Source organism: Allokutzneria sp. NRRL B-24872, assembly GCF_002155965.1.
Taxonomy (GTDB): domain Bacteria; phylum Actinomycetota; class Actinomycetes; order Mycobacteriales; family Pseudonocardiaceae; genus Allokutzneria.
In genome coordinates this window covers 51,082-64,004 of sequence record NZ_MUMH01000059.1, presented here as the reverse complement: position 1 = coordinate 64,004, position 12,923 = coordinate 51,082, and the positions used below count along the sequence as shown (strand labels likewise).

Below are 12,923 nucleotides of genomic sequence, written 5' to 3'. Positions count from 1 at the left end.
ATTGTCTGCGATTTTTGCGAGGGCATGCGTGTCCAGCGGATTGGAAAAGCCCACGTTAACCCCGTTGTTATCGTTTCGTGTTCTTCGTGATAGGGGGTGTAAGGGCATCCTAAAGGGTGTCGTCCGTGAGCTGCCCGGACGTAGGTTTGTCGCGCCCGACTCTGTATGTGCAAGCACGCTGTGTGATTACTGGGGTCACCGTTCGACACCATTGTCGAATCGGCTGAAAAGCAGCGGTGTGCGGTTGGTGACGGCGCTCGGGCACGAGGTGGGAAGGAGTTCGATCCGATGACGGCAAAGTTCTTCGCCCTGGACTCGGTGCAGACCTTCGCGGAGTTCGAGCGCAACACCCTGCGAGTGGTGGAAGTGTTGCGCGCCAAGGGGATTCGGCCCGGCGACCGGGTGCTGCTGAAGGCCGGGAACTCCCTGGCCTACGTCGGCACGCTGTTCGCGCTGATGCACCTGGGCGCCTCGATCGTCCTGGTGGACCACCAGGAGCGCGCCGAGGAGACCCGCTTCATCGCCCGGCAGGCCGGCGCGGCGTGGTGCCTGGTGGACGACGACGCCCCGCTGCCGGAGGACGAGGACCGGATCTACCTCTACGAGCTGTTCGTCGCCGCGCTGGACGAGCACATCGCGTGGTCGAACTCCGAGCGGCGGCTGGACTTCGGGCCGTGGGGCGAGCGGGTGGACGGGCTGATCATGTGGTCCTCCGGCTCGACCGGAACGCCCAAGGGCATCGTGAAGTCCGGCGGGAAGTTCCTGCGCAACCTGGTGCGCAACGCCGACCACATGGGCCACCGGCGCGGTGACGTGCTGCTGCCGCTGCTGCCCTTCTCCCACCAGTACGGCCTGTCGATGGTGCTGATCGCGTGGCTGGCCAAGTGCTCGCTGGTGATCGCGCCGTACAAGCGGCTGGACCGCGCGCTGCGGCTGGCCGGGCAGACCGGGGTCACCGTCGTGGACGCCACGCCCGCGACCTACCGCAGCATCCTGAACCTCGCGGAACGCCGTCCCGCGCTGCGCGAGGAGCTGCGCACCGCGCGGATGCTCTGCGTCGGTGCCGCGCCGCTGGACCCGACGCTGGTGCCGCGCGCGGTCGCGACCTTCGGGCTGCCGCTGCTGGACAGCTACGGCAGCACCGAGATGGGCAACGTCGCCTTCGCCACCAACGAGAACCCGGTCGCGACCGGGCAGCCGATGGACGGCATCGACGTGCGCGTGATCAACGAGGACGGCGCCGAGGTGGTGCCCGGTGAGGTCGGCGAGCTGATCGTGCGCACGCCGGACATGATGGAGGGCTACCTCGGCCTGGACGGCGGGGTCGTCGAGGTCGCGCTGGACGACGGCTGGTTCCGCACCAACGACCTCGGGCACGTCGACGACGAGGGCAACGTCTTCGTCATCGGCCGCAAGTTCGCGGTGCAGCGCATGGGGTACGTGCTCTACCCGGAGATCATCGAGCACAAGCTGGCCGCGGCGGGCTGCTCGGTGAAGATCATCGCCATCCCGGACGAGCGCAGGGGCGCGCAGCTGGTCTTCTTCGTCGAGGACGAGCAGGACCGCGACGCCCGGTACTGGCGGGGGATGGTCTCGGCCGTGCTGCCGCCCTTCGAACACCCCAACCAGGTGCGCGTGCTGGAGCGCTTCCCGCTCAACCGCAACGGCAAGCCCGACCGCAAGCAGCTGGAGAAGATGGCACTCGGTGTCGAGACGGCCGGGGTCTCGGCATGAGTACCGCCGACATGATTGTCCCAGTGGAGGCGGCATGAGTACCGCCGTGGTCTTCCCGGGCATGGGGCCGTCGACCTTCGCCGACGTGGGCAAGTTCATGATCGTCAACCCGGTGGCGAAGGCGCGGCTGGCCGAGGCCTCGGAGGCGGTGGGCTACGACGTGCTCACCGCGTTCAGCCGCTCCGAGCACGCCTACACCGAGGTCGCCCAGGTCGCGTTCGTGGTGAACTCGATCGCCGTCGCGGACTGGACCCGGGACCACCTGGGACTGAGTCCTTTGTTGTGCGCGGGGCCCAGCAACGGGTTGCGCGCCGCGACGGCGTTCTCCGGGGCGCTGTCCTTCGCCGACGCGGTGCGGCTGACCGCCGATCTGGCGCGGTGGGAGCGGGAGTACTTCGACCGCGCGGAGAACGCCGACATCGTCACGCACTCCTTCGTCCGCACGCCGGGCGACGCGCTCGCGGAGATGCTGGGCGAGCTCGACGAGCGCGGTGAGTGGGCGGAGATCTCCTCCTACCTGGAGGACGGCTTCTTCAACGTCTCGTTGCGGGAGCACAACCTCGACTGGTTCAAGCAGCGCATCCGCGACGTGGGCGGCTACTCGATGTACACGATGCGCCCGCCCGCGCACAGCTCGCTGTTCGAGCCGCAGCGCGAGCACGCCGCGCGGGAGATCTACCCGGCCTACACCTTCGCGGACCCGGAGCTGCCGCTCGTCGCCGACCACGACGGCGCGCTGGTGACCACCGGGGAGGGGGTCCGCGAGCTGCACCTGGCCAGCATCGTCCAGCCGGTGCGGTGGGACTCGGTTGTGCAGACCCTGCGCCGGCACGGCGTGGAGCAGGTCTGCGTGACCGGCTCGGACAACCTGTTCCGCCGCTTGCGTTCCACGAAGTCCTTCGAGGTCGTCGCGGTCGATCCCGACCGCGCGCTCAAGCACCGCAAGGCGCTAGTCCAGCGCTGACAGCGCAGGTCCTGGGGAGGATCGTTGTTCTCGCACCGTCTCACGGAGTTGTCCGAAGCCGAGCGCGACCGCGTGCTGCTGGAGCTGGTGCGCGCCGAGGCCGCCGCAGCCCTGGAGCTGCCGGGGCCGGAGGCCGTCGCGCCCGACCGGCCGTTGCGGGAGCTGGGGTTGCACTCGCTGGCCGCCGTGGAGCTGCACCGCAGGCTCGCCGCGGCGACCGGGCTCGACCTGCCGGTGACGTTGGCCTTCGACTACCCGACGCCGTTCGCGCTGGCCCAGCACCTGCTCGCCGAGTCGCTGGGCCTCGGTGGCGCGGTGTTCGCGCCCTCGGTCGCGGCGGGCTCCGATGAGCCGATCGCGATCGTGGGCATGGGTTGCCGCTACCCTGGAGACCTGGACAGCCCGGAGAAGCTGTGGGAGTTCCTGCTCGCGGGTGGCGACGCGATCTCGGAGTTCCCCGCCGACCGGGGCTGGGACGTCGACGGCCTCTACGACCCGAAGGGGGAGCGGCCGGGCACGAGCTACACGCGTTCCGGCGGATTCCTCAACCAGGCCACCGAGTTCGACCCCGCGTTCTTCGGCATCAACCCGCGTGAGGCGCAGGCCATGGAGCCGCAGCAGCGGCTGCTGATGGAGACCGCGTGGGAGGCACTGGAGCGCGCGGGGATCAGGCCGAAGTCCCTGCGCGGCAGCCAGACCGGTGTGTTCGTCGGCGCGGAGCCGCAGGACTACGGCCCCCGCCTGCACGAGGCCGAGGAAGGCGCCGAGGCCTACCTGGTGACCGGTGCGACCACCAGCGTCGCGTCGGGGCGGATCTCCTACACCCTGGGCCTTGAAGGGCCTGCGGTCTCAGTGGACACCGCGTGCTCGTCGTCGCTGGTGGCGCTGCACTTGGCCGCGCAGTCGCTGCGCGCGGGGGAGTGCTCGCTGGCGCTCGCCGGTGGTGTCGCGGTGCTGTCCAACCCCGGCTCCTTTGTCGCCTTCAGCACGCAGCGCGCGCTCTCCGCCGACGGCCGCTGCAAGCCCTTTGCCGCCGCCGCTGACGGCACCGCGTGGGGTGAGGGCGCGGGAATGCTCGTGCTGGAGCGGCTTTCCGACGCGCGCCGCAACGGCCACCGGGTGCTCGCGGTGGTGCGGGGCTCGGCGATCAACCAGGACGGCGCCTCCAACGGGCTGACCGCGCCGAACGGTCCCTCGCAGCAGCGGCTGATCTTGCAGTCGCTGGCCAACGCGGGGCTCAAGGCCGACGAGGTCGACGCCGTCGAGGCGCACGGCACCGGCACCACGCTGGGCGATCCCATTGAGGCGCAGGCGGTGCTGGCCACCTACGGCCGCGACCGCGCGCCGGAGAAGCCGCTGCTGCTGGGCTCGGTGAAGTCCAACATCGGCCACACCCAGGCCGCCGCGGGCGTGGCGGGTGTGATCAAGATGGTGCTGGCGCTGCGCAACGGCGTGCTGCCGCGCACGATCAACATCGACGCGCCGAGCCCGCACGTCGACTGGTCCTCCGGCGCGGTGGCGCTGCTGACCGAGGACGTGGAGTGGAAGGCCAACGGTCATCCTCGCCGCGCCGGCGTTTCGTCCTTCGGGATGAGCGGCACCAACGCGCATGTCATCCTGGAGGAGGCGCCGGAGGACGATTCGGCGCCAGCTGAAGAATTCGCGGGCGTGCTGCACTTCGCACTTTCTGGGCGGTCGAAGGAAGCCTTGCGGGCACAGGCTTCGCGGCTGCGCGAGCACCTCGACGCGCACCCGGACATCGCGCTCGGCGACCTCGCGCACTCGCTGACCGCGACGCGTGAGCTGTTCGAGCACCGGGGCGTGGTCGTGGCCGACCGTCCAGAGAGCCTGCTTGCCGGGCTCGACGCCCTCGCCGCGGATCTTCCCGCGCCGGGTGTGGTCAGCGGCGTTGTCGAAGGCTCCTCGCACGTGGTCTTCGTGTTCCCCGGCCAGGGCTCGCAGTGGGCGGGCATGGCTTTGGAGCTGCTGGAGACGGCGCCCGCGTTCCGCGCGGAGATCGAGGCGTGCGCCTCGGCCCTGGAACCGTTCGTGGAGTGGGACTTGCTCGCGGTGCTGCGCGGAGAGCCCGGCGCCGCGTCGCTGGAGCGGGTCGACGTCGTGCAGCCCGTGCTCTTCGCGGTGAACGTGTCACTCGCGGCGCTGTGGCGCTCCTACGGCGTGCAGCCCTCGGCCGTCGTCGGCCACTCGCAGGGTGAGATCGCCGCTGCTTACGTGGCCGGAGCGCTCTCGCTGGAAGACGCGGCGTGGGTGGTCGCGCTGCGCAGCCAGGTCATCGCCGAGGAGCTGGCGGGCAAGGGCGGCATGACCTCGATCGCCCTGCCCATCGAGGACGTGGACCAGCGCATTTCCCGTTGGGGCGGCAGGATTTCCGTCGCGGCCGTCAACGGCCCCGACTCCGTGGTGGTCGCGGGCGAGCCCGACGCGCTGGACGAGCTGTTCGCTCAGCTCGACGGCGAGGGCGTTCGCGTTCGCCGCATCCCGGTGGACTACGCCTCGCACTCCGCTTACGTGGAGGCGATCCACGAGCGGCTGCTGACCGTGCTCGGCCCGATCTCGCCTCGCGCGGCCAAGATCCCGTTCTTCTCCAGCGTGACCGGCGACCTGTACGACACGACGGGCCTCAACGCCGAGTACTGGTACCGCAACCTCCGCCAGACCGTCCACTTCGACCAGACGGTCCGCCGTCTTGTCGAGCTGGGCCACGGCATCTTCGTGGAGTCCAGCGCCCACCCCGTGCTGACCGTCGGCGTTCAAGCGTCCATTGAGGACAGTGGGCGCGACGGCCTCGCGGTCGGTTCGCTGCGCCGCGACGAGGGCGGCCTTGACCGCTTCCTCAGCTCGGTCGCCGGGGCTTTCGTCCGTGGCGCCGAGGTTTCGTGGCTCGATCGTCCACTTCGGACCATCGATCTGCCGACCTACGCGTTCCAGCGCGAGCGCTACTGGCTGGAGACTCCGCTCGCGGTCGGTGACGTCTCGGCGGCCGGTCTGCGCGGCGCGAACCACCCGCTGCTGGGCGCCGAGGTCGGGCTCGCGGTGGACGGCGGGCTGCTGCTCACCGGCAGGCTCTCGCTGCGCACGCATCCGTGGCTGGCGGAGCACGCCGTCATGGGCACGGTTCTGTTGCCCGGCGCGGCTTTCGTGGAGCTGGCGATCAGGGCGGGCGACGTCGCGGGCTGCGATCTGCTCGACGAGCTGACCCTCGAAGCGCCGCTGCTGCTGCCCGAGCGCGACGGCGTTGTCGTGCAGGTTTGGGTCGGCGCTGCGGACGAATCCGGCAAGCGCGCGATCCAGGTGCACTCCTCTCGCGATGACTCGCGGTGGACCCGCCACGCCAGTGGTGTCCTCGCGGTCGGAGCGCCTGCGCCCGACTTCGCCGAGGACGTGTGGCCGCCCGCCGGGGCCACCGCGATCGACCTCGATGGCTTCTACGACAAGCTCGCCGAGGCTGGCTACGATTACGGCCCTGCGTTCCAGGGCGTGCGCGCCGCGTGGAAGCTCGGCTCGGAGATCCTGGCCGATGTGGCGCTCGACCGCGATGTGTCGGGCTTCGGCCTGCATCCAGCGCTGCTCGACGCGGCGCTCCAGGTCGGCGAGCTGGGCTCCAGCGGTTCGGCCAGCCTGCCCTTCGCGTTCAGTGGCGTGTCGTTGCACGCGGTCGGCGCTTCGGCGCTGCGAGTTCGCCTGGCGCGCAACGGTTCCGACGCGATCTCCCTGCGGATCTCCGACACCACCGGAGCGCCGGTCGCGAGCATCGAGTCCCTGGTCTCCATGCCGGTTTCGGCCGACCAGCTCTCCAACACCGGCATGGACTCGCTCTACCGCGTGCAGTGGATTCCGGCCGCTGCGCCTGTTGTCGAGCGCACCAGCGTGGAGATCGGTCCGCACGTCGCTGAGATCGACGCACTGCTCTCAGGTGAGCTGCCCGAGGTCGTTTTCGCCTCCTTCACGGGGAGCAACGGCGGGATGGCGGAGTCCGTGCACACCGCGACGCACCGCGCGCTGACGTTGGTGCAGCGGTGGCTCGCGGAGGAGCGCCTCGCCGACACGCCCTTGGTGATCACCACGCGCGGGGCCACCGCGACGAGGTCCGGCGAGGACGTCACCGACCTGGCGCACTCCGCCGTGTGGGGGCTGCTGCGCTCCGCTCAGGCGGAGAACCCCGGTCGCTTCACCCTGCTCGACCTCGATGCGGACGCGGCGCCGGTCCTGGTGCTCGATGAGCCGCAGATCGCTGTGCGGGGCAAGGAAGTTCTCGTTCCGCGACTCGTGCGCGCCGTGCCTTCGTCCGTTTTGGACAGTGGCGTGACGGCGGCCGAGGCGGGCACCGTGCTGATCACTGGCGGGACCGGGGCGATCGGTGCTCTGGTCGCGCGTCACCTCGTGCTGGGCGGAAGCGTTGACCACCTGCTGCTGACCAGTCGTCGGGGCATGGACGCGCCGGGCGCGGCGGAGTTGGCTGCGGAGCTGACTTCGCTTGGCGCCAACGTGACAGTCGCGGCCTGCGACGCCGCCGACCGCGATGCGCTGGCGCGCGTTCTCGCTGAGGTGCCGAAGGAACACCCCGTCACCACCGTGGTCCACGCGGCGGGCGTCCTCGATGACGCGCTGATCACCTCGCTTACCCCGGAGCGGCTGGACGCGGTGTTGCGGCCGAAGGTCGACGCGGCGTGGAACCTGCACGAGCTGACCAGCGACCTCGAAGCGTTCGTGCTCTTCTCCTCGGCTGCGGGGACCTTCGGGGACGCGGGCCAGGGGAACTACGCCGCAGCCAACGCGTTCCTGGACTCCCTGGCGCAGCACCGCCGCGCCACCGGGCAGGCTGCCACGTCGCTGGCCTGGGGTTTCTGGGAGCAGCGCAGCGGGATGACCGCGCACCTCACCGACGCGGACGTCGAGCGGATGGCGCGCTCCGGGATGCTCCCCGTGCCCTCGGACACCGGGCTCGCGCTGCTGGACGGCGCGCACTTGGTCGATGAGGCCGTGATCGTGCCGCTGCGCCTCGACCTGTCGGCGCTGCGCGGTGCTGCGACCGTTCCGCCCCTGCTGCGCGGATTGGTCCGTGCCACGCCGAAGCGCGCCGTCGCGGGCACCGCACCGACCGGTGGTCTCGCGCAGCGGCTGGCGACTCTGGCTGAGGCCGAGCGCGAGCGCGTGCTGCTCGACCTGGTCCGCACCACCGCGGCGGCCGTCTTGGGCCACAGCGGAACCGACCAGGTCACGGCGACGCGGGCGTTCAAGGAGATGGGTTTCGACTCGCTGACCTCGGTCGAGCTGCGCAACCGGCTCGCCGCGGCGGCAGGGGTGTCGCTGCCCGCCACGCTCGTCTTCGACCACCCGAACCCGGCCGCGATCGTCGCGCTGCTGCTGACCAAGCTCCTGGGCAGCGCCGCTCCGTCCACTGTGGACACGGTCGCGCCGGTCGCGGCCGATGAGCCGATCGCGATCGTCGGCATGGCCTGTCGCTACCCGGGTGGTGTGCGGACTCCCGAGCAGCTGTGGGAGTTGCTGGCCGAGGGCCGCGACGCGGTCGGCGGATTCCCGGCTGACCGTGGTTGGGAGCTGGACAGCCTGTTCCACCCCGATCCCGACCACGTGGGGACGAGCTACACCCGCAACGGCGCGTTCCTGGCCGAGGCGGCGGAGTTCGACCCCGGTTTCTTCGGGATGTCCCCGCGCGAAGCCCTCGCGACCGACCCGCAGCAGCGCATCCTGCTCGAAACCTCGTGGGAGGCCGTGGAGCGCGGCGGCATCGACCCGCGCTCGCTCAAGGGCACGTCCACCGGCGTCTTCGTCGGCGTCATGTACAGCGACTACGCCAGCCGCTTGCAGCCCGCGATCCCGGAGGGCTTCGAGGGCCAGGTCGGCAACGGCAGCGCGCCGAGCGTGGCGTCCGGGCGGATCTCCTACACCTTCGGACTCGAAGGTCCGGCGATCACCGTCGACACCGCCTGCTCGTCGTCCTTGGTGGCCATGCACCTCGCGGCGCAAGCACTTCGCGGTGGCGAGTGCTCGCTGGCGCTGGCTGGCGGTGTCACCGTGATGGCGACGCCGGAGACCTTCATCGAGTTCAGCCGCCAGCGCGGCCTCGCCCCGGACGGCCGCTGCAAGCCCTTCGCCGACGCCGCCGACGGCACCGGCTGGGGCGAGGGCGCGGGAATCCTGTTGCTGGAGCGCCTTTCCGACGCCCGTGCCAATGGCCACCCGGTGCTCGCGGTGATTCGCGGCTCAGCGGTGAACCAGGACGGCGCGTCCAACGGCCTGACCGCGCCGAACGGCCCGTCGCAGCAGCGCGTGATCCGCCAGGCCCTGGTGAACGCCGGTCTGTCCACTTCGGACGTTGACGTCGTCGAAGCGCACGGAACCGGCACCACGCTGGGCGATCCCATTGAGGCGCAAGCACTTCTCGCGACCTATGGGCAGGATCGGGAAGACCCGTTGTGGCTCGGGTCGATCAAGTCCAACATCGGTCACACCCAGGCCGCTGCGGGCGTCGCCGGTGTGATGAAGATGGTCATGGCAATGCGCCACAACACCGTTCCGCGCACGCTGCACGTAGACCAGCCCAGCACCCACGTGGAGTGGAGCGAAGGCAACATCACCCTCGCCACCGAAGCCGTGGAGTGGCCGGAGACCGGGCGTCCGCGCACGGCGGCCGTCTCGTCCTTCGGTGTGAGCGGCACCAACGCGCACCTGATCATCCAGGAAGTTCCCGCCGTCGAAGAGCCGGCCGCTGACGAAGCGCCTGAGGTGCTACCACTGCTGATCTCGGCTTCCACTCGGGAAGGCATTGCGGCGCAGGCACGGAAGCTGCGCGCCGACGCGAGCCTGCTCGACATCGCCCACACCCTGGCTTCTCGGACGCAGCACCGCCACCGCGCGGTCGCCGTGGTCGGGGACCGCGACGAAGCACTGTCTACTTTGGACGCACTGGCCGGTGGTGAAGAGCCGGTCAACGTGGTGCAGGGCCTCGCCGGAGAATCGGGCCGCGTCGCGTTCGTGTTCCCCGGCCAGGGGTCGCAGTGGCTCGGCATGGGCGTGGAGCTCATGCGCACCTCGCCGGTCTTCGCCGACCGCATCCGTGCGTGTGAGGAGGCCCTGGCCCCGTTCGTGGACTTCTCGCTGAGCGAGATCCTGAACGGAGCACCCGGCTTCGAGCGGGTCGACGTGGTGCAGCCCGCCACCTTCGCGGTGATGGTCTCCCTTGCGGCGTTGTGGCGGTCCTACGGCGTTGAGCCCGCAGCGGTGATCGGCCACTCCCAGGGCGAGATCGCTGCCGCGTGCGTCGCGGGCGCACTGTCCCTTGAGGACGCTTGCCGCGTGGTCGCTCTGCGCAGCAAGGCGATCGCCGAGGACCTGGCCGGGCTCGGCGGTATGGGCTCGGTCTCGCTCCCGGTGGAGCAGGTCCGCGAGCGCATCGCGGCCTACCCCGGCCTGTCCGTGGCCGCCGTCAACGGCCCGACGTCCGTCGTGATCTGCGGCGAGGTCGATCCGCTGGCCGCCGTGCTGGAGGAGCTGGCCGCAGACGACGTCCGCGTCCGCCGCATCCCGGTGGACTACGCGTCGCACTCCGCCTACGTGGAGGAGATCCGCGAGCAGGTCATCACCGCGCTGGAGCCGATCCGACCGCGCACCTCGGAGATCCCTTTCTACTCCACAGTGACCGGCGAGCCGATCGATACGGCCGAGCTGACGGCGGAGTACTGGTACCGCAACCTCCGCCAGACCGTCCACTTCGACCAGACCATTCGCAGGCTGCTGGCGGACGGGCACCACGCGCTCGTCGAGTCCAGCCCGCACCCCGGCTTGGCCGTGGCGGTCCAGGAGATCATCGACGAGACCGGCGCTCCGGCGACCGTGGTCGGCTCGCTGCGTCGCGAAGACGGTGGCCTGCGACGGTTCCTGACTTCGCTGGCCGAAGCCCACGTCAACGGTGTCGCCGTTGACTGGGCGCAGGCGACCTCTGGCGGTCGTCGCGTCGACCTGCCGACCTACGCGTTCCAGAACGAGCGCTACTGGTTGCAGATGGAGCCGCGCGCCGAGCAGATCGCCGAAAGTGCTGTCGATTCGGAGTTCTGGCAGGCCGTGGAGCGCGGCGACCTCGGCACGCTCTCCACGACCCTGGCCCTGCCCGCCTTCGAAGCCGTGCTGCCCGCGCTGTCCCAGTGGCGCAAGCAGCAACGCGAAGAGTCCGTTGTGGACAGTTGGCGCTACCGCATCGGTTGGGAGCCCGTCGCCGACACCGCGAACCCCAGCCTGTCGGGCACGTGGCTCGTCATCTCCACCACTGGACTCGACGAGGCAGTGGCCGCGATCGAGCGCCACGGCGGCACGGTCGAGCGAATCGAGCTGGACCCGGCGGCGGTCTCCGACCGGGCCGCGCTTGTCACTCGGCTGAGGGCACTCCCGCCGTTGACTGGCGTGATCTCCGGCCTCGCGCTGGACACCAGCCAGCTCGCCGAGTTCCCGGGCCTCACCGTGGGCCTCGCCGGAACCCTGGAATTGGTGCGGGCGCTTGGTGAAGCCGAGATCGAGGCTCCGCTGTGGTGCCTCACCCGAGGCGCGGTGTCCGTCGCCGTGACCGACGTGGTGAGCAGCCCCGACCAGGCCGCCGTGTGGGGCCTGGGCCGGACCGTCGCGCTGGAGTTCCCGCGCAGGTGGGGCGGCTTGGTCGACCTGCCGGGCACCTCCGACGAGCGGGCGTTGAGCCGCCTCGCGGGCGTGCTTGCGGGAGCCGGTGACGAGGACCAGATCGCGGTGCGGCCGGAAGGTCTCTTCGCGCGCAGGCTCGTTCGATCCTCCTTTGTGGACACTCCGGTCACGCGGGACTGGAAGCCGCGCGGTTCCGTGCTGATCACCGGCGGAACCGGCGTGCTGGCACGGGAACTCGCGCGCTGGCTGGCCGAGAACGGCGCCGAGCACCTGGTGCTCACCAGCAGGCGCGGAGCCGACGCGCCCGGAGCACCCGAGCTGGTGGAGGAGTTGACCGCGCTCGGCGCCCGCGTCACGCTGGCTGTCTGCGACGTCACCGACAAGGCCGCGCTCGCCGCGCTGGTCGAGCGCGTCGCGGCGGAGGGCACGCCGATCCGGAGCGTCATGCACGCGGCGGCGGTGATCGAACTCGGCTTCGTCGCGGACACCACCCTGGAGGAGTTCGCCGAGGTCGTGCACGCGAAGGTCACCGGCGCGCGGTACCTGGACGAGATCTTCGACCACGCCGACCTCGACGCGTTCGTGCTGTTCTCCTCGATCTCCGGGGTGTGGGGCAGCGGCGAGCACGCGGCCTACACCGCCGCGAACACCTACCTCGACGCGCTCGCCGAGCAGCGCAGGGGTCGCGGCCTGCCGGGAACCTCCATCGCGTGGGGGATCTGGGCCGCCCGCAACGCCTTCGACAACAGCGAGCACGCCGCGCGCGAGGCCGAGGTCTCCGAGCGGACCGTGCGCCAGGGCCTGGCGATGCTGGACACCGACCTCGCGCTGAGCGCGCTGCAACGGGTGCTCGACCGGGACGAGACCTTCGTGGCGATGGGCGATGTGACCTGGGACCGCTTCGTCCCGGTGTTCACCTCCGCGCGGCCGAGCACGCTGATCTCCGGCGTGCCCGAGGCGAGGCGGATGCTGACCGAAGCTCCCGTCTTAGAAGAGGAAAAGGACTCCTCGCTGACCGGTCGCCTGGCGCGAGCGTCCACTGTGGAGCGTGCGCAGGCGTTGCTGGAGCTGGTGCGCGCCACGGCCGCCGCGGTGCTGGGCCACTCCGGCTCGGCTGCCGTTGAGGAGGACCGGGCCTTCCGGGAGCTGGGCTTCGACTCGCTCTCCGCCGTGGAACTGCGCAACCGCCTCCGCAAGGCCACCGGGCTCAACCTCGCCGCGGCCGTGGTATTCGACCACCCCAACGCCAAGGCGCTCGCGGACTTCCTACGGGTGGAGCTCTTCGGCGAGGACACCACCTCCGTCTCCGCCGCGCACACCGAGCTGGACCGCCTGGAGGCGACCCTGTCCACGCTCGGCGCGGACGAGCAGGAGAGCGCGGGCATCCGCACCCACCTCCAGGCCCTCCTGGCGAAGTGGGACGAGCGCACGGTTGGTCCGGCGAAGGCGCGCAAGGCCTCCGACGACGACCTCGCCTCGGCCACCGAGGACGACATCTTCGACTTGCTGGACAAGGAAATGGGGTCCTTGTGAGCGAGTCAGACCCGAGTTCGGC

The 12,923-nt window shown here is 70.6% G+C and carries 2 protein-coding genes and 1 pseudogene; all 3 read left to right on the top strand.

Annotated features, from left to right (window positions below; genetic code table 11):
* Nucleotides 1-288 precede the first annotated feature (288 nt).
* Nucleotides 289-1,734 carry a class I adenylate-forming enzyme family protein gene (locus tag CCN37_RS15955; protein ID WP_086821563.1) on the top strand — a complete coding sequence of 482 codons (1,446 nt, stop codon included), beginning with the start codon at nucleotides 289-291 and terminating at the stop codon, nucleotides 1,732-1,734.
* 34 nt (nucleotides 1,735-1,768) lie between these two features.
* Nucleotides 1,769-2,698, top strand: coding sequence for an ACP S-malonyltransferase (locus CCN37_RS15950; RefSeq protein ID WP_086821562.1), 930 nt, complete (start codon nucleotides 1,769-1,771; stop codon nucleotides 2,696-2,698).
* A 27-nt stretch (nucleotides 2,699-2,725) separates the two neighbouring features.
* Nucleotides 2,726-12,901, top strand: a pseudogene (locus CCN37_RS40895) (type I polyketide synthase); the annotation flags it as partial.
* Nucleotides 12,902-12,923 lie beyond the last annotated feature (22 nt).